25 protein-coding genes, 2 tRNA genes and 1 pseudogene are annotated in these 25,337 nt (G+C 46.2%); 12 read left to right on the top strand and 16 right to left on the bottom strand.

What is annotated here, in order from left to right; translation table 11 throughout:
- The first annotated feature begins 2 nt into the window (after window positions 1–2).
- Window positions 3–1,562 (top strand): ATP-binding protein, encoded by a 1,560-nt coding sequence (locus NA59_RS13290; RefSeq protein WP_044413866.1) that lies wholly within the window; start codon window positions 3–5, stop codon window positions 1,560–1,562.
- Here the strand turns inward: NA59_RS13290 and NA59_RS13295 are convergent.
- From NA59_RS13295 to NA59_RS13315, 5 genes are all read right to left on the bottom strand, one after another.
- A complete protein-coding gene (locus NA59_RS13295) occupies window positions 1,524–2,765 on the bottom strand; it encodes a MalY/PatB family protein (protein ID WP_044413869.1) in 1,242 nt (413 codons plus the stop codon). The two genes, NA59_RS13290 and NA59_RS13295, sit on opposite strands and share 39 nt — an antisense overlap.
- Complete coding sequence (gene ovoA / locus NA59_RS13300; RefSeq protein WP_044413871.1) at window positions 2,750–4,888, bottom strand: 5-histidylcysteine sulfoxide synthase; 2,139 nt, start codon at window positions 4,886–4,888, stop codon at window positions 2,750–2,752. The genes NA59_RS13295 and ovoA overlap by 16 nt, the downstream gene beginning before the upstream one ends.
- Window positions 4,889–4,982: 94 nt before the next feature.
- Window positions 4,983–5,921, bottom strand: a complete 939-nt coding sequence (locus NA59_RS13305) for a hypothetical protein (protein WP_044413874.1) — start codon at window positions 5,919–5,921, stop codon at window positions 4,983–4,985.
- Between the two features lie 96 nt (window positions 5,922–6,017).
- Window positions 6,018–8,234, bottom strand: coding sequence for an EAL domain-containing protein (locus NA59_RS13310; protein ID WP_044413877.1), 2,217 nt, complete (start codon window positions 8,232–8,234; stop codon window positions 6,018–6,020).
- A complete protein-coding gene (locus NA59_RS13315; RefSeq protein WP_044413880.1) occupies window positions 8,234–9,118 on the bottom strand; it encodes an alpha/beta hydrolase in 885 nt (294 codons plus the stop codon). Before NA59_RS13315 ends, NA59_RS13310 begins: the two co-directional genes overlap by 1 nt.
- A gap of 267 nt (window positions 9,119–9,385) precedes the next feature.
- Between NA59_RS13315 and NA59_RS13320 the strand changes: the two genes are divergently transcribed.
- The 6 genes from NA59_RS13320 to NA59_RS13345 all read left to right on the top strand — a co-directional run bounded on the left by NA59_RS13320 (window position 9,386) and on the right by NA59_RS13345 (window position 14,324).
- Window positions 9,386–9,922, top strand: a complete 537-nt coding sequence (locus tag NA59_RS13320; RefSeq protein ID WP_044413883.1) for a heme NO-binding domain-containing protein — start codon at window positions 9,386–9,388, stop codon at window positions 9,920–9,922.
- 30 nt (window positions 9,923–9,952) lie between these two features.
- Window positions 9,953–11,287, top strand: a complete 1,335-nt coding sequence (locus NA59_RS13325) for an ATP-binding protein (protein WP_052501700.1) — start codon at window positions 9,953–9,955, stop codon at window positions 11,285–11,287.
- A gap of 93 nt (window positions 11,288–11,380) precedes the next feature.
- Complete coding sequence (gene luxS, locus NA59_RS13330; RefSeq protein ID WP_044413885.1) at window positions 11,381–11,902, top strand: S-ribosylhomocysteine lyase; 522 nt, start codon at window positions 11,381–11,383, stop codon at window positions 11,900–11,902.
- The gene (gene mtnN, locus NA59_RS13335) at window positions 11,899–12,606 is read left to right on the top strand and encodes a 5'-methylthioadenosine/S-adenosylhomocysteine nucleosidase (RefSeq protein WP_044413888.1); all 708 of its coding nucleotides are present in this window, start codon (window positions 11,899–11,901) and stop codon (window positions 12,604–12,606) included. Before luxS ends, mtnN begins: the two co-directional genes overlap by 4 nt.
- Window positions 12,603–13,784: a formate-dependent phosphoribosylglycinamide formyltransferase gene (purT, locus tag NA59_RS13340; RefSeq protein WP_044413891.1), complete on the top strand. Its 1,182-nt coding sequence runs from the start codon at window positions 12,603–12,605 to the stop codon at window positions 13,782–13,784. Before mtnN ends, purT begins: the two co-directional genes overlap by 4 nt.
- 99 nt (window positions 13,785–13,883) lie before the next feature.
- Complete coding sequence (locus tag NA59_RS13345) at window positions 13,884–14,324, top strand: flagellar export chaperone FliS (RefSeq protein ID WP_083945094.1); 441 nt, start codon at window positions 13,884–13,886, stop codon at window positions 14,322–14,324.
- A 72-nt stretch (window positions 14,325–14,396) separates the two neighbouring features.
- Here the strand turns inward: NA59_RS13345 and moaC are convergent, their stop codons facing one another.
- The 9 genes from moaC to NA59_RS13390 form a co-directional block, all read right to left on the bottom strand.
- Window positions 14,397–14,879, bottom strand: coding sequence for a cyclic pyranopterin monophosphate synthase MoaC (gene moaC / locus NA59_RS13350; RefSeq protein ID WP_044413897.1), 483 nt, complete (start codon window positions 14,877–14,879; stop codon window positions 14,397–14,399).
- Window positions 14,880–14,994: 115 nt separating this feature from the next.
- Window positions 14,995–15,222, bottom strand: coding sequence for a hypothetical protein (locus NA59_RS13355; protein ID WP_044413900.1), 228 nt, complete (start codon window positions 15,220–15,222; stop codon window positions 14,995–14,997).
- 12 nt (window positions 15,223–15,234) lie between these two features.
- On the bottom strand, window positions 15,235–16,428 hold the full coding sequence (locus NA59_RS13360; RefSeq protein ID WP_044413982.1) for a molybdopterin molybdotransferase MoeA: 1,194 nt from the start codon (window positions 16,426–16,428) through the stop codon (window positions 15,235–15,237).
- Between the two features lie 659 nt (window positions 16,429–17,087).
- Complete coding sequence (locus NA59_RS13365) at window positions 17,088–17,600, bottom strand: ferritin (RefSeq protein WP_044413904.1); 513 nt, start codon at window positions 17,598–17,600, stop codon at window positions 17,088–17,090.
- Between the two features lie 123 nt (window positions 17,601–17,723).
- Window positions 17,724–19,778 (bottom strand): TonB-dependent receptor family protein, encoded by a 2,055-nt coding sequence (locus tag NA59_RS13370; protein ID WP_044413906.1) that lies wholly within the window; start codon window positions 19,776–19,778, stop codon window positions 17,724–17,726.
- Window positions 19,779–19,824: 46 nt separating this feature from the next.
- Window positions 19,825–20,070, bottom strand: a complete 246-nt coding sequence (locus NA59_RS13375) for a hypothetical protein (protein ID WP_044413909.1) — start codon at window positions 20,068–20,070, stop codon at window positions 19,825–19,827.
- A 304-nt stretch (window positions 20,071–20,374) separates the two neighbouring features.
- A tRNA-Leu gene (locus NA59_RS13380) sits at window positions 20,375–20,458 on the bottom strand.
- Between the two features lie 51 nt (window positions 20,459–20,509).
- Window positions 20,510–20,585 (bottom strand) — tRNA-Phe (locus tag NA59_RS13385).
- A 144-nt stretch (window positions 20,586–20,729) separates the two neighbouring features.
- Window positions 20,730–20,981 carry a helix-turn-helix domain-containing protein gene (locus tag NA59_RS13390; RefSeq protein ID WP_044413912.1) on the bottom strand — a complete coding sequence of 84 codons (252 nt, stop codon included), beginning with the start codon at window positions 20,979–20,981 and terminating at the stop codon, window positions 20,730–20,732.
- A gap of 155 nt (window positions 20,982–21,136) precedes the next feature.
- Between NA59_RS13390 and NA59_RS13395 the strand changes: the two genes are divergently transcribed.
- The 5 genes from NA59_RS13395 (at window position 21,137) to NA59_RS13415 (ending at window position 24,300) form a co-directional block, all read left to right on the top strand.
- Complete coding sequence (locus tag NA59_RS13395; protein WP_044413915.1) at window positions 21,137–21,382, top strand: hypothetical protein; 246 nt, start codon at window positions 21,137–21,139, stop codon at window positions 21,380–21,382.
- A gap of 17 nt (window positions 21,383–21,399) precedes the next feature.
- On the top strand, window positions 21,400–22,725 hold the full coding sequence (locus tag NA59_RS13400; RefSeq protein ID WP_044413918.1) for a site-specific integrase: 1,326 nt from the start codon (window positions 21,400–21,402) through the stop codon (window positions 22,723–22,725).
- Entirely contained in the window at window positions 22,722–23,036 is a 315-nt protein-coding gene (locus NA59_RS13405; protein WP_044413921.1) for a hypothetical protein, read from the top strand. The genes NA59_RS13400 and NA59_RS13405 overlap by 4 nt, the downstream gene beginning before the upstream one ends.
- Complete coding sequence (locus NA59_RS15860; protein WP_044413923.1) at window positions 23,036–23,983, top strand: HD domain-containing protein; 948 nt, start codon at window positions 23,036–23,038, stop codon at window positions 23,981–23,983. Before NA59_RS13405 ends, NA59_RS15860 begins: the two co-directional genes overlap by 1 nt.
- 83 nt (window positions 23,984–24,066) lie before the next feature.
- The gene (locus NA59_RS13415) at window positions 24,067–24,300 is read left to right on the top strand and encodes a hypothetical protein (RefSeq protein ID WP_044413925.1); all 234 of its coding nucleotides are present in this window, start codon (window positions 24,067–24,069) and stop codon (window positions 24,298–24,300) included.
- 189 nt (window positions 24,301–24,489) lie between these two features.
- Here NA59_RS13415 and NA59_RS15255 read toward each other — a convergent pair whose 3' ends face one another.
- Both NA59_RS15255 and NA59_RS13420 read right to left on the bottom strand, forming a co-directional pair.
- A complete protein-coding gene (locus NA59_RS15255; protein WP_157792648.1) occupies window positions 24,490–24,660 on the bottom strand; it encodes a hypothetical protein in 171 nt (56 codons plus the stop codon).
- 188 nt (window positions 24,661–24,848) lie between these two features.
- Window positions 24,849–25,337 (bottom strand): annotated as a pseudogene (locus tag NA59_RS13420) (hypothetical protein); the annotation flags it as partial.

The following is a 25,337-nucleotide window of genomic DNA, read 5'->3' on the forward strand; positions in this document are numbered from 1 at the left end:
CAATGAGACAACTTAAAAAACTACCAATAGGCATCCAAACCTTCAGTGAAATCCGCGAGGATGATTATGTTTATGTCGATAAGACAGGGATTGCCCATGCGCTATTACAGAATTACAAATATGTTTTTTTAAGCCGCCCCAGACGCTTTGGTAAGTCATTATTTCTGGATACTCTGCGCAATATTTTTGAAGCCAATAAATCCCTGTTTAGCGGTTTAGCGATAGAAAACCAATGGAATTGGGATGTTAGCTATCCGGTGATTCAAATCTCATTTGCTGAAGGGAAAATCAAATCGTTTAAAGACCTTGAGGATAAGTTTGAAGAGATATTTATCTACAATCAACAACGGCTAGGTATCACCTGTCAATTTGAGGCGCGTGATCGCCGTTGTTTCAGCGAACTCATTCGTAAAGCCAATGAAAAGTACAACCAAAAAGTCGTGGTGCTGGTCGATGAATACGACAAACCGATTCTCGACAACATCACCAACACCCCCCTTGCCCAAGAAATCCGTGATGGTCTGGTTAACTTTTACAGCGTGATTAAAGGCAGTGATGAGTTTTTACGGTTTGCGTTTTTGACCGGCGTGAGCAAGTTTACTAAAACCTCTATTTTCAGCGGGCTGAACAACATCACCGACATTTCTTTGCATAGAAAATATGGCGATATCTGTGGTTACAGCCAAAACGATGTGGAAACCACCTTTGCACCTTACTTAAAAGGTGTGGACATGGATAAGCTTAAAGAATGGTACAACGGTTACAATTTCTTGGGCAGTCAAATGTATAACCCGTTTGACATCCTCAAGTTTATTGCCAACGAACAGATCTTTAGCAACTACTGGTTTGAAAGCGGTACACCGACCTTTTTAATCGAACTGATCAAAAAACAATCCTACTTCCTGCCCAACCTCGCCAACCTACGGGTAGATGAAAAACTGCTCAATAGTTTTGACATTGAAAACCTGGATTTAGAAGTCATTCTCTATCAAAGCGGCTATCTCACCATCGACAGCGTTCAAACCACCTTGTTTGACACCCTAGAATACACACTCAAGATTCCAAACAAAGAAGTCAAGCAATCCCTGAACGACACCATTATTGATACCATTATTCAAGACAAACACCCGACACCCGCCAAAACCCATATTTATAAAAGTTTGCTGGAATCGGATATGGCAAGCTTCAAGCAGTCATTGGTGAGTCTATTCGCCAGCATTCCCTACAACAATTTCATTAAAAACGACATGAAAAACTATGAAGGCTTTTACGCCAGTGTCATCTATGTCTATTTACAAAGTTTGGGGCTGAATATTATCGGTGAAGATGTGACCAATCAAGGCCGGATTGATTTAACCATCAAAATGGACAACGCGATTTACATCCTCGAGTTTAAGGTCGATGCGACAGACAAAACCCATGCTCTACAGCAAATAAAAGACAAAGACTATGCCAGCAAATATCTCGACCATCAAAAACCTATTTATCTGATGGGTATCCACTTTGACAGCCATGAAAAAAACCTAGCCGGATTTGAGTGGGAGAGGCTGGGCGTCGATTGATGCTGCCGCTTGACCTAGTTGCAATAGCGCCTGTTCAAGCGTCGATCGCGGCACTGCCAAGTTGATGCGCATAAAGCCGCGTCCACTTTCGCCATAGGATAGCCCATCGTTCAGTCCAAGTTTAGCCTGATCAATCAGCCAGGTTTTTAATGCCTGATGATCGGCAAACATCGTCCGGAAATCCAACCAGACTAAATAAGAGGCTTGCGGACGTACAAGCTTTACCAGCGGAAAATGTTCACCAAGAAACGTATCAAGCCGATTGATATTATCGGTGAAATGATTCAACAGCGCATCACGCCAAGCCTTGCCCTGTTCGCAATAGGCGGCTTGCAATGCAACTAAGGCCATCAGGTTTAAATCCTCAATCTTCACCCGAGCGCAAGCGGCTTGCAGCGCGGATTTATGCTGCGGATTGGCCGCGATGGCATAGCCGATTTGCAGCCCCGCGAGGTTAAAGGTTTTGCCCGGTGAGCTAAGGGTTAAGGTTTGCTGGGCAATGTCGGCAGATAGACTGGCCATCGGGGTATGTTGATAAGGCGAGTAAACCAAGTCCGAGTGAATTTCATCCGATACGATGATCACCTTATAACGCAAACAGAGCTCCGCCAAACGTCGCAACTCGTCTCTATGCCAAACGCGTCCTGATGGATTATGCGGGTTGCAAAACAACAACAACTTGACCGAATGCTGTTGAATGGCCTGTTCAACCGCCACCCAATCTATTTGATACTGCTGGTCGATTAACACCAAGGGCGTACTCACCAGTTGGCGTTGATTTAATGTCACGGCCTTGGCAAACGGCGGATAAATCGGCGGCATAATCAACACCGCATCGTTGAGCTGGGTTAAGGCCTGCACCGCCAGAAACAAACCATTGGCGACGTTATGGGTAAACAGGATTTGCGACGCGCTCACCTGATAACCGTGCTGTGCCTGCCAATCACACACCGCCTTATACACACTCGCTGGCGCCAAGGTATAACCCAAAATTGGATGCGCCAAGCGTTCACGCAATGCGTCAAGAATAAACGGCGGAGTCGGCAAATCCATATCCGCCACCCACATAGGCAACACATCCTCCGCGCCAAACAAGGCTTGGCGCAGGTCATATTTTTCTGCCCAAGTATTTAAGCGCGAAATCGGCTGATTCAGGTCGATTGCATTTTGGCCGATTGAGCTTTCCTTTACTTCTTTTTCCATAGCGTAACCTGACTAATATAATGCCCAAAACGACGCGCGGTTTCTGGCACCAGCATCTCAATATCTTGTGGCGCTGCTATGCGCTCAAAGTCGCTACTCAGCAAGGCATCCAATGTTTCAAGCGTGGTCACATTTTCGCCGGATTGCGCGTCTTTATAGCCACCTAACCAGTGGGCTTTGGCCGTATATTGTTCGCGCCAATCATAGGTCGAACCCAGCATCAATAGCCCGCCTGTATTCAAACGATGGGCAATATCCTGAATAAACTTTTTCGGCTCATACAGCCGCTCAATCACATTCATCGCCAACAGCATATCGTAACCGCTAAAAATTGGCTTTAGGTTACTTGGATCTTGTTGCATAAAACGACAACGCGCAGCCGCCTTCTCCAACTCACTATCCGCGAGTCGGTATTCCTTAAAATCCATAATCTCGCCTTCTAATGGCAAGGTCGCCAACAAGGACCCTGTTTGTTGCATCCGATTCGCGGCATTGATAAAACGCGCTGAAAAATCCAGCCCCAATACCTCATCAAAGTGCTTGCCGAGTTCAAAACAGCCGCGCCCAACCGAGCAGCCAACCTCAAGCACTTTTAAATGATCACGCGCCGCCAAATCCTTATCCTGTTGCGCCCAGTCGATGGCTAAACGCGCATAGGTTTGCGCAAAGTTTGCCAGGCCGAACGGATTAGTGCCATAATGAAACTCACAGGCTTGGGCGACGGCTGGATCGGTTTCATAGGTCGCAAATTCGGTTTGCACTGGCGCATCCGATTCTATATAACGAAAACCCGCATGTTGAAAAAAGTGACGACGGAACGCATAACGCGAATGGCCGTTAATCTCATTACCGGTTGAAATCCAGCTACCGCCCTTAAAAATATTATGTTTATTATCAAACGTCGGCGTAGTGAAATCATCATACAACGGATGAACCTTAAAACCATCAAACGGATAGATCGGTGTCATTGTCCACTGCCAAACATTGCCGACCACATCATAAAAACCCTTCATTTCACACTGATCGACCGGCACTGACGAGGCATACTGCTGCAAATTAATATTCGCCGAGGCTTGATGATTCAACGCATCGGTTTGATCACGGAGCCGCAAGTATTCGTCTTCAGAAGGCAGGCGAATCGGTTTACCCGTTTGCTTGGCTTTCCAGCGGCAAAACGCCGCCGCTTCAAGAAAGTTCACCTCAACGGGCCAATTCCACGGCATAGGGATTTCTTCGGTCATGCAACGTAACCACCAGGCCTGGTGGTTGTTTTGCGTTTTTAGCACCCAAAAGCTCGGATGCTTGACGGGGCTAAACTGACGCCAACGGTCGCCCTCCTCATCCCAATAGGTCGCGTTATCATAACCGCCGGCTTCAACAAAAGCTAAAAACTCTCCGTTGGACACTAAAAATTCTGACGCCTTAAAGCCCTGCACTTGCGCACGATGAGAACCGTATTCATTATCCCAGCCATAAAATTTAGCGGGATCTTGATGCTGAATATCAACCAGGCCTGGTTGTACAGCAAGCAACTTATTCTCTGCCGGTGCCTCACCCCGTTCTGGGCAAATAGCAAACAAATCGGATGATTGTACAAAAGCCAAATCCAGCTGGCGAATCAATACCGATGAGGTTTCAAGGTGAATACGCTCATGCTCAATCCCCATCATCACAGGCCACAAAGGGCTTTGCCAATCAATCGGCAGACTAAAGCTCACCGCATCAATTAATTGATTCACCGCCGCACGCACTTGCTGGCGGTAAACACGCACTTCATCTACCGCCGGCCAAGCATAATGCGCCTCGTTCAAGTCATCCCACGACATTTCATCGACCCCAATCGCGCACATGGATTCGATTTTAGGATTAATGCGCTGGGGCAATAACTTGGCTAACACTAGCTTATTGGTGAAAAAAGTGGCGGTATGACCAAAATAGAAAATTAACGGATGACGCAAAGAACAGGGCCTCTGATAATAGGCTTGATCGTTCACCAAGCAGTCAAACAACGCCTCATAAGCATCACAAGTCGTATTAAAATAGTGCCTGATTTCAGCGCGCTTGGCTTCCACCTCGCCTTGGTTCAAAACAATATTCTGTGTTACCAACTCCGCTTTTTGCATCACAAGTCCTTTAAACTTCACCTAATCAATGCCACGCATTATACACCAGTTGTACAACAATGAAACAAGTAAACCCAGTTTTTAAACCGGTTGACTAAAAACAAGCACGCCATATCGTGCTCTTGGGTTTTGATTCGAGTGTTGCATAATCAACTTGGTTAAGTTTGACAAGGCGTTTATCCAGTGAATATTGCTGTTGAATTAATTTCGCCAATTTTTTATCAGATAACGTCAAGGCCGCCGTTAAAGCTAACAAACACCGCAGTGCATAATCAGCCGGATTATTTTTGCTATCAAATAAATAGCCTTTACCGCCTAATGCACGTAACTCAAAGTGATTGTTATTGGCAAAATCCAAAAAGTTAATACTGTAATTTTTCTTAAGCACACGCTTAAAAATAAATGCCCAATCCTCTGGCTGATAATCGAAAAGCTGACTGACAATATCGCGGCTAAATTTTCTCGATTTAAAACTCAACAAGCCGGCTTGGTCTAAACAATACACCACCGCCAAGGGTGACAATCGCCCACAGCCTTCGGTTGAAAAATGCAGGTGAAAGCCGATATCTTGAGCGTCTTGTGCGTCAAACTGTTTCAACTTTTTACAAAACGCATGTAAATAATAAATCAACGACAAGGGGTCGAGTTTTGGACTCACTAGCTCATAGCTTTGTAAACCTGCAGGAGGGCAGCCGGTTCGCTCCGCAATCAAATAAAAGTTTTTCCCATCGGTTTTAGGCACCTGTTCTAGGCTCACTAATAACACCTGGTCACGCGGCATTATTTGATCAATGGACTGCGCGAACAGCCCTATTTGCTCAGGTGCAAGATAAAATTCGATTTCAAACCCTGCTACCCATTTCTGACTGACCTGCGCAAAAAGATTGGCATCCGCACGGTATAAATCAACTAAACGCCTCGCGAATTTTTTATGGCTCAACTCGCCTTCATAACGTTCAAACTGGGTAATATGCGACTGGTCGGATACCCAGTGTTTGCTGGCGGCAATCAAGGTTATAAGTTTATTGTTCATTGTTGTTCCATGCGTTCATTTAAATATAGACATGGATTATAAAGGCAGAAAATGACGAAATAAGAAAAAATGGCCCAGTTCACCTCTGAGCCTAGTTTAAACGGCCTGGGGTCGACCAAAATGGTAGCCCTGAAAACCCGTAGCGCCGGCTTGTTTTGCAGACTCAAACTGTTCTGGAAGCTCAATACCCTCCATCACCAACTGATAACCCGCTTGACGAATCATGGTGGCGGTAGACTCAATAATACCACGGGTTTTGCCATCTAAATTGAGCGCATGGGTTAAGGTAATATCAAACTTAATAATATCAACAGGCATATTCGCTAAATAGCGAATCGACGAATAACCGCTGCCAAAATCATCCAGCGCAATCTGAAAACCTAATTTTCGCAAGGTTTCGAGTTTTTCAGACACTAAACCCATATTCGTAATCAAAGTGGTTTCTGTCACCTCCACTACCATTTTATACTTACAAGTATACTGCGCCAGATTCGCCAATAGTTTATCTAAATCCAACTGCAACAAGGTTTGGGGTGATAAATTAAGTGACACACCTGTCTTCACAGGCACCTTGCCGCTTTCAATCAACTGCGTCAACGACTGTATTACTTGCAAATCCAAATCGACCTCTAAACGCCGATGATTGACCACATCAAAAATTTCACCCGGAAAAATCAAGCCATCCGCTGTTTTAATCCGCACCAATGACTCGTAGTATAGGGTCTGCTGTTGTGCATCGACAATCGGTTGCAAATGCATTTCGATACCTTCACCGGTTTGCAACGCGGCCATAATGGTGGCAACGCGCTCATTAGATACCAGTGTTTTACCCGCGCTGAGCGCCTCGGAAACAAACAGCTGAATCTTATCATGCAAGGAATGCTTAGCATTATACAATGCGATATCGGCCTGTTTATGCAGGCTATCCACCGCCTTTGGTGTCAATGCGCTACTCAGTCCGACACTGAATTGCACCCGCTCCTGTATACCCAGCGCGGCAAAAGGCATCTGTTTTAAATGATTCAAACAGCGCTTAGCGAGATCTGATAGCCCATCCGCATCCAGCCCTGCCAACACAATCGCAAACTCATCACCCCCAATACGAAAGGTCTGGGCCGTCGTCGGCACTGTCTCGACCAAACCCTTTGCTGTCAAGCGAATCACCTGGTCGCCAACATCATGCCCATAGGTATCATTGATCGCCTTAAAGTAATCACAATCTAACAACATAAAACCGATCGGCACGGTGGAGTCAGATAGCCTGCGGGCTAAATAATCCAACGCCTCATCAAAGGCGCGTCGATTTGCTAGACCTGACAAGGCGTCAGTGCGCGACTGCTGATAAGCTAACTCACGCTGCGCATCGATTTTTTCTTGCGCCTGCACCAACGCACGATTGTAACTCGATAATGACGCTTGTAAATCTTCAAACTCACTCACAAAATAACTGGCTTGATAAGTGACCACTTGGTCAGGCTTATTTTTTAATTCGGCTAAGTATCCTGTTAAGCTAGCCAGCGGGCGCACCAAACTGTAGCGAAAAAACAACATAAATAGAATGGCAATCAATACCGCATATAACAGCACATAGCGAATGAAGTCCTGAATCAATGGCCATAAATAATTATCCACCGGGTTGACGAGTACGCTAAAAGCGATGTACTGCTCTGGCTGCGCCAACAGCGCCGAAACATCGAGCGCCTGCCCCTCAAAATGAGGCTTAGCAACGAGGCTTGTGCGTTCGATAAATTGAAACTGCGCTTGGGTTTTCAGCCAGGTTACTAAATCAATATTTAGCCCTAAATAACCTATTTTTTGACCCGATTGTCGCTGATCAACCTGAATAAAAACACGGTGTGTAAGCTGCGCCTGTGCAAAATGAAACTGTGAGGCATGGGGTGACACCCGCTCTGGCAAAAAAGGGGAAACCGGATCATTTGGCCCCTTTTGAAATAATTGGCGCCCTTGCGCATCATAAATTTCAAGCTCATTAAAATAAGGTCGCCATTGATGCGACACTTTTACCCGCTCATTACGCCAAAAAAAATAATAGCGCGGTTGGCTCAATTGTTGGCGCACCTCATCCCAATCCGCAAGGCGCTGTGCCTCCTGTTCTGAATAAGCAATAAAACGTTTCACCTCGGCTACAAGCTCTTGCTGAGCGGCCCGGTACACTTGCGCAGACGACTGATCACGAATTTGCTGCGCACTGGCATACAAATACCAAAACATAAATAAGTACAAGCCAAGAGACGCGCTTAAAAACACCACCATGTGCCACTTCGCTTTGATCGGCTTAAACCATCGACGCATCAGTTCCGCTCCGCGTTAAACGCCGTTAAAATAGTTAATAAACGCTCCTGAAGATCAAACTCATGCAAGCTAGAGAAAAAATGGTTAGCACCGTCGATAAGATGCATCTCAACACCCACACGTACTAAATCATCGAGCCAGTCCACACCTACGTTTTGTAAAATCTCATCACTTGTGCCCATAATCGCATGTACCGGCACCGCAATATAGGCGAAATTCGCCAGGTTTTGCTGGCGTGTTAACTGAGAGTAAGAAAGTAGACTTTGTGGGGTAGCGTAAAAATTATCCTGACAAAAGAGCAGACTAAAAGACGCAGGCCTAGGTGAGCCCGTTAACATCATATGACGTGCTCGCGACCAATCGGATGCTTTGGCTCCCACACCTTCACCATTAAAGTAAAAAACACTGGTGACAATCAACAGCGCCACCGCCGAATGGGGCTCTGTAGCTTGACTGAATAGTAAATCTTGACTGCCACTAGAGTGTCCCAATAACACAATATGCTCATAACCCTGTGCCACCAACCAATCAACCCACGCATTGATTTCCATCCGATTATCTTCAAGCGTATGGGTATGTAAACTATCACACTTGAGCGAATCGCGACGCTCACTAATACCATAACTCATATTTGGACTAAGTGCGCTCAGACCTAAGTCATTGATCGCCTGCACTATGCTGCGGATAGTATGAAACTGATTGGTGGTTAAAAACCCATGCTGAACCAACACGGCCACACGCTTATCGTTATGCTGCGGTTGATCATACGCTGCTTGCAGATAAAACCCAGGGCGCAACTCCAAGCTGACGGTCTGCGCCTGCACAACCGAAAGCACCGCCGCCCCCATCCAAAGCAAAAAAAACGCTTTACATTTTATATACATTCAGCCTTGCTCGCCTATCACATTAAGTCACTCCAAACACCCGAATCAAAGCAGTGAGCATAGCCGAAATAAAGACTGTTCGCCATCAATTATAGATATACCCAGATAGACCATGCTTATTACATACTTATCAAACCCGCCACACAAGCCTTTGCAAGGAATTAAAAACCCGCCCTGACTTTTTGACCGTCGATTGACTTAAGTCCGACAGGCTCCTAAAATGCGTTTAAGATAATACCCACAAAACGCAAACAGAAGGAGCGCACAATGAAAGGCATGGTATTTACTGAATTTCTAGACATGGTAGAAAACAAATTTTCAGCGGATATGGTCGATGACATCATTGATGATGCGAATCCCGCATCGGGGGCGGCTTATACCTCTGTGGGCACCTATGACCATCAAGAGTTAGTCGACATGGTCGTTGCGCTATCGAAACGCACCGAGATTCCGGTGGATACACTGGTCAAAGTTTTTGGTGAGCATGTCTTCACCATTTTTGCCACCAACTATCCAAGCTTTTTTGCCGACGTACCTGATGCGCTGACTTTTCTGTCCGGTATTGAAGACATTATCCACGCCGAAGTCATCAAGCTTTACCCCGATGCGCAACTACCTAAATTTGATTGCCATTTTGAGGGTGAAACACTTATCATGGACTACCAGTCACCCCGTCATTTCTCAGACCTGGCCGAAGGATTGATCAAAGGCTGTGGTGCGCACTTTGGTGAAAACCTGCAGATTGAGCGCAATGACATCAGCGCCAATGTAACACGCTTCACGGTCAGTCGTGTAGCGGCTTAACGCAACTTAGTACACGATGCCATATACCTAATGACAAACCCAACCACGGCCGACATCAGCCAACTTGAAACCCGTTGGCAACGGCGGCTTGAGCGTGAAAAGCGTGCGCGAAAAGAAGCCGAGAGTCTGCTTGAAGAGAAAAGTCTAGCGCTCTATCAAACCAATCTAGCGCTCCAACAACAAGCAAACAACCTTGAGCAGGCGGTGTTAGACGCCACAAACGATTTACGTGTCGCGCTGGACAGAGCGGAAGCAGCCACCAAGGCGAAGAGCGAGTTTCTAGCCACCATGAGCCATGAAATTCGCACCCCGATGAATGGGGTGATTGGCATGACGGACTTGTTGTTGCACACCGAGATTAACGAAGAACAGCGCACCTATCTGAATGTATTAAAAAGCTCCGGGCAAAACCTGCTGAGCTTGATTAATGACATCCTCGACTACTCAAAAATTGAAGCGGGCAAGCTCGAACTAGAATCGATTCCACTGAGTCTTAAAAAACTACTCGATGAACTGGTGTTTATTTTTAAACCGCAATTCGATGACAAACACCTCACCCTTCAGCTGGATCTCGACCCCTCCATTCCCAGCTGGATTAAAGGCGACCCAACCCGTTTGCGTCAGGTGTTTTTCAATCTAATCTCCAACGCCCTTAAATTCACTCTTAAAGGTTCGGTCACCATTCGAATCACACCCTGTGAACAAGCGGATTATTTGAAGGTTCAAGTCATTGACACCGGCATTGGGATTAGCGAGCAGGCGCAAAAAAAGCTGTTTCAAGCGTTTCAACAAGCCGACTCCTCCACCACGCGCCAGTTTGGTGGCACAGGGTTGGGATTAGCCATTTGCATGCATATTGTTAAAGCCATGCAAGGACGCATTTGGGTGGAGAGTGAGCCGGACAAGGGCAGTCGCTTTTGTTTCGAGTTTTATGGCGAACCCACTCAAAGCCTCGGCGACAAACAACAAAATGCGGCGCAGCATCAAGACTTTAGCCACCTTAAACTGCTGGTCGCTGAAGACAACCCGATTAACCAAATGCTGGTGGTCAAATTCCTAGAAAAACTCGGGGTGAAACCCGATGTGGCAAATAATGGCCTTGAAGCCACCGAATACATGCAGCAACAGGATTACGATGTGGTATTAATGGACATGCAAATGCCTAAGATGGATGGGCTTGCTGCTACCCGCTTTATCCGCGCCCTGCCCCATCTGCATCAACCGATGATTATTGCATTGACCGCAAATGCATTCCAAGAAGACCAGAAAGCTTGCTTTGACGCGGGGATGAATGGCTTTCTAACCAAACCACTCAACCTAGACGCGCTGCAAAAAGCCCTTTCTGACAACCAGGCCTGGTTATAAGATCGGCTAAAACTCACATTTCTTTTCCCAGTGTTTCGCTTGGTTTTGTTAGAATAACAATTGTTTATCATTTAACTCAAAAGGATTCCCCTCATGCCACTACTAGATAGCTTTCGCGTTGACCATACCATTATGCCCGCCCCCGCCGTGCGTGTTGCCAAAACCATGACCACCCCTAAGGGCGACACGATTACCGTGTTTGATTTACGTTTTTGCAAGCCGAATGAAGAAATCATGGGCGAGCGTGGCATCCACACCCTCGAACATTTATTTGCGGGTTTTATTCGCCAGCATCTCAATAGCAGCGATGTTGAAATTATTGACGTCTCGCCAATGGGCTGCCGCACCGGATTTTATATGAGCCTGATTGGTACGCCGGATGAAAAACGCGTGGGCGAGGCTTGGAAAAAAGCGATGAGCGATGTGCTGGAGGTGAAAAACGAACAAGACATTCCAGAACTCAATCTTTACCAATGCGGTACCTGCAACCTACATTCGCTAGACGAAGCCAAGCAAATCGCACAAGGTATCCTCGACAAGGGGGTCGGCGTGATGCATAACGAAGATATGTTATTAGCCGACGACAAACTGCGTGAACTGGGTAACGCGGTATGACGCTGGCGATTATTGCCGCAATGGAAGAAGAGGTGATTCTTCTGCGCGAACAAATCCAAAACCTCACCACCCAAACCATCGCCGGCTTTGAGTTTTACCAAGGGCAAATCGCGCAGCAACCCGTCGTTGTTCTGCGCTCCGGCATCGGCAAGGTCAATGCCGCGATGAGTACCAGCATTTTAATTGACCGCTTTGCACCTGTCGCGGTAATCAACACCGGCTCAGCCGGCGGCTTTCATACTGACCTTGAAGTGGGCGACATCGTGATTAGTCGTTCAGTTTGCCATCATGACGTTGATGTCACGCCGTTTGGCTATGCGTTTGGTCAAGTACCCGGTCTGCCAGCCTGTTTTATCCCCGATGCCGCGTTAATTAAAAAAGCCCAAGCAGCCATAGAAGCACTCGGCGAAGTAGCGCATATGCACGGATTGATTGCCACCGGTGATCGTTTTATGCACCTGCCTGATGATGTGGCGACCACCCGCGAAAAATTCCCCGAGATGATTGCCTGCGAAATGGAAGCCGCCGCCGTAGCGCAAGTTTGCCATCAATTTGGCACACCGTTTGTGGTGATTCGGGCGCTGTCGGATATCGCGGGCAAAGAAAATGTACTGGCATTTGATGCGTTTTTAGCCCAGGCCGCCGACCATTCCACCCGCGTGGTGGTCGAAATGATTAAACAATTTGACAAGGAGCCGCTATGAGCCGTATTGGAACCCCTTTTTCCGCCACCGCCACCCGCGTCATGCTTTGCGGTGCGGGTGAGCTAGGCAAAGAAGTCGTGATTGAACTGCAACGATTAGGCGTTGAAGTGATTGCGGTTGATCGCTACCCCAATGCCCCAGCGATGCAGGTGGCCGACCGCAGCCATGTGATCAATATGCTCGATGGCGCGGCGTTACGTGCGTTGATTGAGCAAGAAAAACCTCATTACATCGTGCCTGAAATTGAAGCGATTGCCACCGACACCTTGGCGGAACTCGAAACTGAAGGCTTCAAGGTGATTCCCAGCGCACGCGCCACCCAACTCACGATGAACCGTGAAGGCATCCGTCGTTTAGCGGCTGAAACCCTCGGTTTAAAAACCTCCGCCTATCGGTTTGCTGCAACAGAAGATGAGTTTAATCAAGCGGTAAAAGACATAGGTTTACCCTGTGTCGTCAAGCCGATTATGAGCTCATCCGGCAAGGGCCAAAGCACCATCAAAACCTCGGAGCAAATCAACCAGGCCTGGTTGTATGCGCAAGAAGGCGGCCGCGCTGGCAAAGGCAAAGTGATTGTTGAAGGCTTTGTCGATTTTGATTATGAAATCACCCTGCTAACCATTCGTCACAAAGACGGTACAAGCTTCTGCCCACCGATTGGTCATATTCAAATTGATGGCGATTACCGCGAATCTTGGCAGCCGCACCCCATGTCGGCTAACGCCTTGAGCGAAGCACAGCGCATGGCGGAGCGGGTGACCACGGAGCTAGGTGGCTGGGGTCTGTTTGGGGTCGAGCTGTTTGTTAAAGGCGACGAGGTGATATTCAGCGAAGTTTCACCGCGCCCGCATGATACCGGTTTGGTGACCTTGATTTCACAAGACCTGTCTGAATTTGCACTGCATGTACGTGCGATTCTAGGCTTGCCGATTCCCAATATTCAGCAACACGGCCCCTCCGCCTCCAGCGTTATTTTGCCGGAAGGCCATTCAACCCAAACCTGTTTTGAGGGGTTAGATAGCGCCCTCGCCCAGCCAGATACCCAACTACGCTTGTTTGGCAAACCCGAAATAGCCGGTCGCCGTCGTATGGGCGTAACCTTAGCGCGTGGCGAAACCCTTGAAATAGCAAGAGAAAAAGCCAAAAATGCATCATTTGCAGTAAAGGTATTATTCTAGCTACTCATTGATGGCATAGTTTCTGCTTAATTCCTTGTGTTTCAACACCTCAGAATAGAGGTGCTTAGCTATAACAGCGAACACACAAGGAAAATGATTATGAATATTGGAGTTCATACTGCGCCCCAAGCGATTGAGGGCGCAATTCTCAAGGAATATACCCGCCAACCTGATGTCGAAAAGGTATTAGCGGATAATCCACGTAAAACTATTTTAATGTTATTACAAGGCGCGGTCGACAAGGCAACCCTTGCCAAGCTTTGCCACGACACCAACTCACTAGTGGAAAAAGGCTTCCACCTCGGCCGCATAACCACCATTATCGATGCACTGCGTGATCGTCTACACCTCAGTGGGCAAACACCACTGGCCTATGATCTTGAAGCGCTTTATCAATATGCGGACCAATGCATTCAAGATGCGGTCTATGAAAAGAATACCGAGCAACTTGAAAATGCGTTGGAAATCATGACGCAATTGCGTGATGCTTGGTATGACATGCTCAAAGCTAGCGGTGAAATTGACCACCAGCCGCACTAAGTGCCAGCGCGCCCACTCATACTCCTAAGTGATTGAGTGGGCGCGAGAATGTCGAACTTGAGTGAGAGGGGGTTAATTAGCAGTACGCGTCCAATGACCCGACTTGCCGCCCTTCTTCTCTAACAATTGCAACTGGTTAATCACCATCCCCTTATCCACGGCTTTACACATATCGTACAGCGTCAATGCGGCTGTACTGGCGGCTGTTAGGGCCTCCATCTCCACACCCGTTTGACCCACCAGTTTACAGATGGCGATAATTTCCACCGTTGAATTTTCAATATTCGGTGTCAACTCGACCTTCACCGAGGTGAGCATCAACGGATGACACATTGGAATTAAATCTGGCGTGCGCTTGGCGGCCATAATCCCGGCTATCCGCGCGGTGGCTAACACATCGCCCTTCTTATGCTTGCCCTCCGTAATCATCTGCAAGGTATTGGGCAACATGTGAATCACCGCCATCGCCCTCGCTTCGCGTTCGGTGTGCGCCTTATCACTCACATCCACCATCCGCGCCTGCCCTTTTTCATCTAAATGCGTTAACTGCGTCATTGTTTTTCCCTGAGAGACTTAAGACTTTGTCTTCTTATGAGTATAAGCCTCATAGACAACCGCCATTAAGCCAGCTATAAAAATAACCAAAGCTAATATCACTATATAGTCCACGCTATATCTCCTCGATTCTATCAAGACATTTAAACACTCGCTTATTAATAAGATAGATACCCAAGGTTACAAATGCAATTGCTATCAAAGAAAAAACTAGCAATATATTATTCGCAATATATACATTTTGAGCTACCCAAGCCAATAAAGAAATATCCGTTACCACTAAAATTGCAAAAACTACTTTATACCATCCAATCTCGATTTCTAAACGCTTTTCTTCAGACATACTGCTCCTCTCCTAAAACACATCGAAGCTGATGTATTCTACCTTATCGCCGCGATGAATAACGCGATCTTCCGGAATCACCACTAAGCCCTCAGCCCAAACGGTGGAGGTTAACACGCCAGAGCCTTGATGGTGATAAAGCTGAGCATAACTGGTTTGCTGTTGATTTTCGAGACGTGCGCGCACAAATTCGCGGCGAAACCCAGGTTTTAGCCAATCAAAATCTGCGCTCACCCATACCGATTTAGGTGTTAAATCTTTTGCCCCCTGCATCGCCAACAAAAACGGACGGGCGAACAAATTAAAGGTCGTGAACGCCGACACCGGATTGCCAGGCAAGCCCAAAAACGCCTTACCCAACACCTCGCCAAACGCCAACGGCTTGCCAGGTTTCATTTTTACCTGCCACATGCTCAGCGAGCCCAGGCTTTCAACCGCGGGTTTAATATGATCTTCCTCGCCAACCGACACGCCACCGGTGGTAATAATCACATCACCCAAGCTCGCCGCCTTTTTAAGCGTTTCTTGCGTCGCCGCTAAGGTATCTTCCACCTGCCCCAAATCGACCCAGTTAAAACCTAACTGCGCGACAAGGGTGTTTAATAATGTGTGGTTGGAATTATAGATTTTACCGGCTTGCGGCGCTTGCCCCGGCTGCAGCAACTCATCCCCCGTGGTAAAGGTCACCAGCGTTAAGGGTTTAAACACCGCCACCGCCGCTTGACCCACTGACGCAATCAACGCCAGATCTTGCGGGCGCAACCTTTGCCCTGCTTTTAAAATTATCGAATCAGCGGCGATATCCTCTCCACAGCGGCGAATATTCTCCCCCGCCTGCGGCAGCGTTTCAAATACCACCCCTGCTTCAGACGCCTGCGCCATCTCCTGCATCACCACCGCATTCGCGCCAGCCGGTATGGGTGCGCCGGTAAATATCCGCGCGGCTGTACCCGTTTGCAAAGCCTGCGGCGCGCTACCAGCCGGAATACGCTGGCTGACATTAACCACCAGGCCTGGTTGAATATCGGCCCTATTAATCGCATAACCATCCATCATCGAATTATCATGCGGCGGCACATTCACCGGCGAGCGCACATCCTGCGCCAACACACAACCCAAAGCCTGCGCCAAGGAGCGGGATTCGACAACCTCACTCACCTTAGCCTGGCTCACCAAAAATTCTATCGCTTCGTTGACTGTTTTCATCGATTTCTCAAAAATAAATAATACTAGATAATAATGCTGAACCTCGGCATATTCAAGTAAAACAGCCGTATTTGCTAAATTGACCCAAAAAAAAGGCAGCCAAAAGGCTGCCAAGTTAAGGACTAAAAGAGACATGAAAAAAACAATAAAGCGATGTTAACCTGCTGCTAAAGTTCCGGTTGAACTAGCTGGCAAAGTAGGCACCTAAAAGCATGGTGACAAACGAAATCACTAAACAGGCAATGACAATGCTTTGCGTGGCGCCGTCTAACTTGTTTAAATGTGCATTCATAACCTAACTCCAAAAAATAAAGATGACCACTTGATAACGATTACCATTATACACACTAAATAAAACGAATCAAGAATTATTTTTATTTACCTTAACAAAAACCACGTCATTGCGAGGAGCAAAGCGACGCGGCAATCTGCAGCCGACCACGCACCACAACCCGTCATTCCGGCGAAGGCCGGAATCTCAAACCGACTGTGCGCTGGCTTGGGAGATTGCTTCACTTCGTTCGCAATGACGTGGGTGAGAGTGTTCGCAATGACCTGGGGCATTCATTCGCACTGACCCGGATGGTGGAAACACGTCATATCTAGGCACAAAAAAAACCGAGACAAGCTCGGTTCTTTATATTTTATAACGTTACATCTTAATGTTTAGACGTTGTCGCCAAACGTTGAAGATACTGGTTAATCAGATACATCGCTTCACCGGTTTCGCCTTTAAACGCCACCAACTTCACCTGATCCAAAATGCCACGGAACAAGACTTCTTCTTCACGCTGTTCGGCGATAAAGTACTGCAACATATTAAAGGTATTGAAATCTTTAAAATCCAACGCCATTTCGGCCATTGCATTAATCAACGCAGTCACTTTAAGCTCATGCTCAAACGCCTTGTTAATTACATCGACTAGGTTTTTAAATTCAGTGGGTGGCGCCGCCACCGCACCCACGGTGACGGGCGCGTCACACTCAATTAAATAATCAATAAACTTATCGCGGTGCATCAACTCTTCCGGCACATGTTGACGGAAAAACGCTGCCGCACCCGACAAGCCCTGCGCTTCACACCAAGCCGACATTTGTAAATACAAATTCGACGCATACATCTCTGCCGTAATCTGTTCATTCAATTTGGCAATCATTTCTGGTTTTAACATGGTTCTCTCCTTAATGACGCGCCCCAAGATTGGGGCATTAAGATCATTATAGATAAAAATAATGCCACTCGTTGCAAGAATCACGAAACCGAGTGGCTTGTGGCAATAGTTTGAAGTTAACAATTAAAACTTATATTTGGCGCCCAATTCAAAAGAACGCTCTGGACCCGCGTAAATCCCTTGACGCAAGCCCGCGACATAACGCTCATCGGTTAAGTTTTTGACGGCGCCAAAGACATTAAATTGCTTGTTAACTTTATAGCTTGCTGTTAAATCTGCGGTGGTGTACGCATCAACCTTGCCACCCCAGTTACCCGTTGAGTTAACAGTAAGCGCTTCAACATTTGCCGCATTGCCATAAAATTCACCGGTATGATTTACCAATAACGCCGTTTGCAAAGCCCCCAACGAATAACCCAAGGCTAAGTTCGCGGTAATTTCGGGAGAATTTTCAAAACGGTTACCTTTTTTAGCGCCACCCGATGCACGATCCTCACTATATTCAGCTGTTGGAATCCAAGTTAAATTTGCATCCAGTGTAAAGCCGTTATTAAAGTCATAACCCAGTGCCGCTTCGATACCTTGAACGAGTGCGCTGCCTTCGTTTGGTGAGCTAATTCCAGAAATACCTGGATCAATTTGATTTGAGAAATCCATTTGGAATGCAGTCAACTCATAACTCAATGCTTGATTTGCACCACGCACCCCAAATTCCATATTTAATGATTTCTCCGCTTCGGTGGGCGTATCATTCGAACCTATCACGCTACCCACAAGCGGTGGAGAAAAGGCACGATAAACACTACCAAACAACTGGGCTTGAGCGTTTAGCTGATAGGTTGCGCCTAAACCTGGCATAAACTCTGTATTTGAGAACTTATCTGTTGGGTCTGCATTGCGTAAATCGTTACGACGTTGCTCATAACTTTCCATCCGCAAACCCACTGTTAAAGCTAGGCGTTCGGTCACTTCAAACCGGTTTTGTCCATAGACAGCAAGGCTGTCCGCTGAATCAAGCCTATTTCTTGAAGGCGCACCTGAATTACGAGGTGTAGCTCTATTAGCCTGAACCGTTACATCGGTCATTTCTTCATTCATTAAGGTTAAGCCCAGCTCTGCTTGGTTTTTGATACCAAAACCGCCATGATTAAATGACAATCTTGTATCAAAACCTTTACGTTCAAACGAGCGATTATTGCCTTGAACGGTATCGTTGTAATTCCAAACCGTTTGACCAGCGCTGTTTATTGTTGTGACAGGGTCTTTCAGACCAAATCGCCAATAATCACGACTCATTTCACTCCAGTAGACTAGCGTTTGAAGCTTGACGTCATCACTAATATCCCATTCATGGTTAATATCAAATGCCGTGCGCTCAGTTAAGAAATAATCATCGGGTGCCGGGTTAAATGTCGCACCTGCCTTATAGGCATCTGGAAATAATCCACGATAAGAAATATTGGCATCATTGCTATACTGGCTAAACTTAACACTAATCATTTGATCATCACCAATAGCTGTACCTGCTTTAACCATCAGGTCTTCCATATCATAACCCTTGTTCTGGAAGCCATCACTATCAGCCTTGGTATAAATCAAACCAAAAAAGGCATCACCTGAAGAGTTACTGCCACCTATTTCCAATATGCCTTCTCGCGTGTTCCAGCTTCCAACCTTTCCAGACACCGCAAAACCATCATCAGGTGTTTTAGTAATATAGTTTATAACCCCACCGATTGTGTTAGGGCCATAACGGTGAGTTGCGCCCTTATGAACTTCAACGCCATCCATCCGCTGTATACGTGGATTGTAATAGCGACTGTTCCCAACAAATATACCGGGCTGAACCGGCACACCATCTTCTAACACCATCGTTTTGTAATCAGATGCGGGCAACCCCCTTATCCCGACATTCACCACAACCGCAGATTCTTCCTCACCTTTAACGTATACACCCGGTACACGCTTCAACACATCTTCTGTTGAGCGTGGCTGAGAACGCTCAATTTCATCTTTCGTAATAACAGAAACAGCGCTCGATTGCTTGGCGACCGCGTCTTGGCCTTGGCCAACTACATCAATACGCGGTAACTGTTTGGTGTCAGCTAATACTGGCGCGGCCATCGCGGCGGCCATGCTGATGACTAGGGTTTTGACTACAAATTTATTTTTTGACATTGCGCTTCCTCAGTTTGGTTAGTTTTGTTTTCTCAGTTTTATCTAACTACTCAACCAGGCCGGGTTGAATAAGCCATTTAATTTGTTGGGGTTTAACCGATTGCATCGGACAGGCTTTACAGTCACATTGATGACATAACGCCTTGGCGCAGGTTTGCAAACAAATTCGCTGGACAGCATCCCGGCTCACGGTATCTAAACAATGTAGATCCGCCGCACACAACACGCCCAACCGAAATAACTCAATCAACTTGATTTCGGAGAGTGCCAGATTGATTGTTGAAGTTTGCATCGCCTACCCCTGCGCATTGACTATTAAAACCTTATACATAATAGAATTGATAATAGCTATCAACTTGATTTACTATGCTACCTAAAAGCATTTTAACTGTCAAATAGAAACAATGAAGTTTTTGATAATTATTTACAAAAATAGATGATGAGCTTGCCTAAACTAAAGATATCCCCACTGACAAAGAACAACTATATTGGGAAAAGCAACGAAACCACAACCAGGCCTGGTTGTGAAAAGAGGGGTTTCTTAAATCTATAAACGAAAAAACCCGAAGTTAATCAATAACTTCGGGTTTAAAAAATGGTGCGAGCGGAGAGACTCGAACTCTCACACCGTGGGCGCCAGAACCTAAATCTGGTGTGTCTACCAATTCCACCACGCTCGCAATTTTTTTGAGATACTTAATAACATAAACGTTTAAAAGTATTTCGAAATATGGTGGCTGCACCTGGAATCGAACCAGGGACACACGGATTTTCAATCCGTTGCTCTACCAACTGAGCTATGCAGCCATATTCGGTGTGCGCGTATTATAGATACGGGCTTTGCGCCTGTCAAATACTATTTCAAAAATATTGCAAAAATAGTTCGGGGACAGATTAGGGACAAATCAGGGACACCGTAATCACTCATTTCACCAAAAATGAGTAATGGACTTAATTGACACCCTCTTCTGTCTTTGACTGCCCATTTTCGCTTTGCTTAGACAAAGGTGTGTAGTTCAGAATATCATTAGGCGTGCAACTGAAGTAATTACACAGCTTATCTAGCGCCTCTAGGTCAATGCGCTTAGCCTCATCTTTATATAGCAAATCAATTGTATTGCGATTCAGCTCTAACTCCCTCGCAACATCAATAACTTTTAAACGCCTCGCACCCATTAACGTCGATAAATTGGATTCAATCATAGTCCAACCTCCTTAAAATTGATTCTAATTATAAAATATCTATTTAAAATCTATAAAAAGCATTGCATATATATTTAATATCTGTAAAATACATTCTAAATCGATTTAGTAGCAGCTATATCGATATTATCAACTTTAAACAGCAGGAGTTTAACATGAATTTAACCTACCTAACCACAGAAGAGTTATCAGATCGCATTAAATACAATGCGCGCACCATTCGCAATGACCTTAAAGATAGCGTGCTACTTGAGGGGCGTCATTACATTCGACCTTTCGGTCAGCGCAAAATTTTATTCATCTGGGAGAACATTGAAGAGGATATGCACAAGGCTTCAAATGATTCTGATTTTTCATCAGCTATACCTATGTCGAATGGCAGTTTTTGTATTGCCAACTAAATTGAAAGGAGTTTTTTATGGGACACATTAGAGTAAAAAAAGAAAGCGGCAAACTGTTCTTTGACTTTTCATTTCTAAAAACGCGTTGCAAAGAATATACCGCTCTACCCGACACCCCAGCTAATCGTAAGATGCTGGAAAAAGTGATGCAGAAAATTGAGGCGGAGATGACCTTGGGGCAGTTTGACTATGCGAAGTATTTTCCAAATAGCAAAATGCTAGCAAAACTGCAGAAGGTGCAGTCAAATGCAAAATCAGGTGTGACCAAAACCCCGCTCTTTAAAGATTTCGCTGAGACGTGGTTTTCGGATTATTTGCCGACTTGGCGAGCCGCGACGTCTAAGGGCTATCGGGCGTATTTGGATAACCGGCTGATTCCTCATTTTGGGGAAAAGGAAGTCGGTGACATCACTAAGGCGGATATTTTGGCTTACCGTTCTCTCACGACCAAGTTAGCAAACGGTAAGTTGAAGCCTAAAACGATTAACAAGTTTGTTAAGTGTTTAAACATGATCCTGAGCGAGGCCGCCGACCGGTTTGATTTTACGCCACCTCATTTAAATATTAAACCCTTGAAGGAGGAAAAAGTGCATATCGCGCCTTTTTCTTTGCATGAGGTAAATCGCATTATTTCGCAGGTGCGTGAGGATTGGCGTGATTATTTGTTGGTGCGCTTCTTTACTGGTTTGCGAACCGGTGAGGTGGATGGGCTTAAATGGAAGTATGTGGATTTTGAGCGCCGCCAGATTTTAATTCGTGAGACCTATTCAGCTGGGGTGTGGGAATACACGAAGAACGATGGTTCGCAACGGGCGGTGGATATGTCGAGTTTGGTGTATCAGTGTTTGTTGGCGAGAAAAGAGGCGTTTAAGCCGCAGCGCGAGGAGCTGGTGTTTGCGTTGAAGTCGGGTAATCCGGTGCATACGCCGAATTTTTTACGCCGGGTGTGGAGCCCATTGTTACGGCGTTTAGGCATTGAGTATCGCAAGCCCTATCAAACCCGCCATACGGCCGCGACGATTTGGTTAGCGGCGGGTGAAAACCCTAACTGGATTGCGATGCAGATGGGCCATAGTTCAACGCAGATGTTGTTTACGGTGTATGCACGTTATGTGCCGAACCTCACTCATCAGGATGGCTCGGCGATGGATCGGTTGTTAACGAGTCAGATTAGCGTGGGGCAGGATTTGTTGCCGGAGAATCTGAGGGTGAGGTCGGAGGGTGACGAAGTGAGTCTAAATGATGTTGAGGGTGGCCCACAGGATGCTAAGGGCGATGATGGCGCGTTTTGGGATCAGTTATTAAACGATACCGTGTCGATAAATAAAGGAGGTGACGTATGAATCACACAACACATGCTCGTCATTATTTAGAAGTAGATCAAGCGCTAGTTGGCCAAGACCTTGTCGATCTCTCCGATCCTCGCACGCTGAACAAGCTGGTGAGTAGTCTGATGTATCTGTTTCATTTTAGCGCTAAAGCGGAGTTGGCGTTTATCTTGGATTATCCATCGGCACTGAATAATCATCAGGTGTTGTGTAATTGGATAACGGATACCTTGAAGCAGGCGGATTGGATTGAGCCGAGTGAGTTGTTAGGTTTTTTAGTGGCACAGTTAAAACGTGAATTAATGCAATGGCAGGAGGTGGCGTAATGAATATTCAATCCAATAATTTTTTGACGAGCTTTGACTCGCCGATTCAAACTCATCATGTGTTTGGCTATATGAGTGGGCTACAACAACAGCTGGGTTCGTTTGATTATGGTCAGCATTTGGTGGTGGATGCGTTAGATCAACCAGGCTTAACTTTTGAGTTAAGTGATGCGCAGTATCATGAGCTAATGCAGGCTTATCGTGAGATTAATATTCCTGCGGATCAGTGGTTGTTTATTGATGTGGAGGTGGATGAGTTGAATGGTGTGGTCGGTTGGACATTGGTGGTGTTGCCTTATAGTTTGGACTATGCCAGTTATGTCATCGGTTGTGGGTATAACCGTGAACAGGTGTTGGCGGTGTTTGCATTCATTGGTCAGTTAGACAGCAAGGCATTGCAGAGTTTTATGTGGGCGTTATTCAGTCAACCCGAACTGGCCAAGCGGTTTGTGGCGAATCCGGCGAGCCGGAATCATCATCATGCTTATCCGGGTGGACTATTAGAACACTCGCTGGAATGTATGCAGATGGTAAAAGCGGCGATGGATCAGGTGAGCCATTTTTCGAAACGCGAAAAAGACTTAACTCAAGTGGCGGCCTTATTGCATGATATAGGCAAAACCCAAACCTTAAGTCCTAACGGTGAGTTAACCACCGAGGGGTTTAACGTGAAACACGAGTATTACAGCTTGAGTGTGATTGCGGATGAGCTTAAACAGCTCAAGAAAACCTATCAGCAAGCGGCGGTTGCGCTGGAATATATGTTGACGTGGAAACTGTCAGATGGCTATCCGAAGTTTATTGGAGCGAATCTGATCAAGGCCGCAGATCGAGTTAGTACCGGCTTGCAGTTGCGGGAGCAGGCGTTTGCACAACTGCCGGAATACTTTCACTTCACACAAATCTCTACCGGCGCACGTTCGGTATCTCTAAGCCGCCTCAACTAAAGCAAATCCTCCCTCACTGGGGAGGTTTGCGTCAAGCAAATCGATAGCGTAAATTAAACCTACAACTAAACAGGAGAAATCCAATGAAAGAAATCGTCTATGCGGTACTACTGCTCATACTGATATTCATTGTTTATGATCCAGATTGCCGACATTTAAAGCGCGACAAGCTGAGTGGCGATGTGTTGGATGAATACAAACAACTCCAACACGCAGCATGCTCAGGTTATGACAAGGTATTAAACACCTCGATGCTGATCGCGATACCGGTGTTAGTGGGGATAATTGTGTGGAAGCTGGTTGAGCGGGTATTGTGATACACCCGCCTCGGTTACGCCGCGATTTATCGTTGCATTAGGGCGTTACCGCATTAGGGTGTTACCAGCGGCGGTAAAACCTTTTAGTGAAAGCCGTTACAGTAGGTGTCCTCTTAATTCCGTCCTCTTAATTCCGGGAATAACATGGGTCATAGGATTTTTCCTTTTTTAAATAATTTTAAATTAGCTTCACGAAAATAGTCGCTTAGCGCTGTGTTGACCGCGTTGGCGTTGTTGGTTGTGTGCTTGTTTGTATTGGTTAAGGTCGGTTGTGTTGCCGATGGCGTGACCAAAGCTTTTGAGTAGCTTGCCTAGGCAGAAGCTATCGACTAAGTCCTCACTGAGCTGGAGTTGCTGCATCAGCTTAGGTGGTGAGAAATAAAAGTGGCTGGCCTTTTAATGTTTTTAAAATGTTTTTAATGGTTTTTATTATGCGTCAATGGGGTTAAACCCTTTAATCTCAGCGCCCTCGCCTTAATGAGTCTGTCGTGACTCGTTTAGACTCAGGATATTAAAACGCCCCATAATTGGGGCGTTATTGTTTTGGGTTAGGTATTAGGCTTATCGTGTTGTTTTATGTAGTCCATTAACTCTTTCACTGATATGCTCGCCGATGCCGCCGCCACTTTTACAGACACATTAAATCGGTGAACCAATTCTATTCCCATTTCCAGCTTGCCTTGCTGCTTGCCTTGCTGCATACCTTGCTGTATGCCTTGCTGTATGCCTTTCTGCATACCTTGCTGCATACCTTCCTGCCTTGCTTCCACAAACCAATTTTCAACATTTTCCGCTAACATGTTCGGGTTCTCCAAGTCTTGTAATCGCTCAAATTCTTTATCGTTAATCATACCCTTAGGCAATCGCTTTTGCAAATCACGCACCACCCATCGGTATAACACCTTGCCAATGCGCTCAACATGCGGCAGTGTGGTGTATTCTTGCACAAACTTGCGCATCACCACGCGCGCCGCTTCCATGCCATAGGCTTGCTCAAACTGAAACACTAAGCTTAGCGCATTGTTTAAGGCGTTGAG

Source organism: Thiomicrospira microaerophila (assembly GCF_000934765.1).
In the GTDB taxonomy this organism is placed as follows: domain Bacteria; phylum Pseudomonadota; class Gammaproteobacteria; order Thiomicrospirales; family Thiomicrospiraceae; genus Thiomicrospira; species Thiomicrospira microaerophila.

Coding starts and splice junctions, on each gene's coding strand:
- NA59_RS13345 (WP_083945094.1), top strand. CDS start 13,884: ATGAATATTGGAGTTCATACTGCGCCCCAAGCGATTGAGGGCGCAATT.
- NA59_RS13415 (WP_044413925.1), top strand. CDS start 24,067: ATGAAAGAAATCGTCTATGCGGTACTACTGCTCATACTGATATTCATT.
- NA59_RS13370 (WP_044413906.1), bottom strand. CDS start 19,778: ATGTCAAAAAATAAATTTGTAGTCAAAACCCTAGTCATCAGCATGGCC.
- NA59_RS15860 (WP_044413923.1), top strand. CDS start 23,036: ATGAATATTCAATCCAATAATTTTTTGACGAGCTTTGACTCGCCGATT.
- NA59_RS13325 (WP_052501700.1), top strand. CDS start 9,953: ATGACAAACCCAACCACGGCCGACATCAGCCAACTTGAAACCCGTTGG.
- NA59_RS13290 (WP_044413866.1), top strand. CDS start 3: ATGAGACAACTTAAAAAACTACCAATAGGCATCCAAACCTTCAGTGAA.
- NA59_RS13400 (WP_044413918.1), top strand. CDS start 21,400: ATGGGACACATTAGAGTAAAAAAAGAAAGCGGCAAACTGTTCTTTGAC.
- NA59_RS15255 (WP_157792648.1), bottom strand. CDS start 24,660: ATGCAGCAACTCCAGCTCAGTGAGGACTTAGTCGATAGCTTCTGCCTA.
- NA59_RS13355 (WP_044413900.1), bottom strand. CDS start 15,222: ATGTCTGAAGAAAAGCGTTTAGAAATCGAGATTGGATGGTATAAAGTA.
- NA59_RS13315 (WP_044413880.1), bottom strand. CDS start 9,118: ATGTATATAAAATGTAAAGCGTTTTTTTTGCTTTGGATGGGGGCGGCG.
- NA59_RS13320 (WP_044413883.1), top strand. CDS start 9,386: ATGAAAGGCATGGTATTTACTGAATTTCTAGACATGGTAGAAAACAAA.
- luxS (WP_044413885.1), top strand. CDS start 11,381: ATGCCACTACTAGATAGCTTTCGCGTTGACCATACCATTATGCCCGCC.
- NA59_RS13375 (WP_044413909.1), bottom strand. CDS start 20,070: ATGCAAACTTCAACAATCAATCTGGCACTCTCCGAAATCAAGTTGATT.
- moaC (WP_044413897.1), bottom strand. CDS start 14,879: ATGACGCAGTTAACGCATTTAGATGAAAAAGGGCAGGCGCGGATGGTG.
- NA59_RS13405 (WP_044413921.1), top strand. CDS start 22,722: ATGAATCACACAACACATGCTCGTCATTATTTAGAAGTAGATCAAGCG.
- NA59_RS13310 (WP_044413877.1), bottom strand. CDS start 8,234: ATGCGTCGATGGTTTAAGCCGATCAAAGCGAAGTGGCACATGGTGGTG.
- NA59_RS13390 (WP_044413912.1), bottom strand. CDS start 20,981: ATGATTGAATCCAATTTATCGACGTTAATGGGTGCGAGGCGTTTAAAA.
- NA59_RS13365 (WP_044413904.1), bottom strand. CDS start 17,600: ATGTTAAAACCAGAAATGATTGCCAAATTGAATGAACAGATTACGGCA.
- NA59_RS13295 (WP_044413869.1), bottom strand. CDS start 2,765: ATGGAAAAAGAAGTAAAGGAAAGCTCAATCGGCCAAAATGCAATCGAC.
- NA59_RS13395 (WP_044413915.1), top strand. CDS start 21,137: ATGAATTTAACCTACCTAACCACAGAAGAGTTATCAGATCGCATTAAA.
- ovoA (WP_044413871.1), bottom strand. CDS start 4,888: ATGCAAAAAGCGGAGTTGGTAACACAGAATATTGTTTTGAACCAAGGC.
- NA59_RS13360 (WP_044413982.1), bottom strand. CDS start 16,428: ATGAAAACAGTCAACGAAGCGATAGAATTTTTGGTGAGCCAGGCTAAG.
- NA59_RS13305 (WP_044413874.1), bottom strand. CDS start 5,921: ATGAACAATAAACTTATAACCTTGATTGCCGCCAGCAAACACTGGGTA.
- mtnN (WP_044413888.1), top strand. CDS start 11,899: ATGACGCTGGCGATTATTGCCGCAATGGAAGAAGAGGTGATTCTTCTG.
- purT (WP_044413891.1), top strand. CDS start 12,603: ATGAGCCGTATTGGAACCCCTTTTTCCGCCACCGCCACCCGCGTCATG.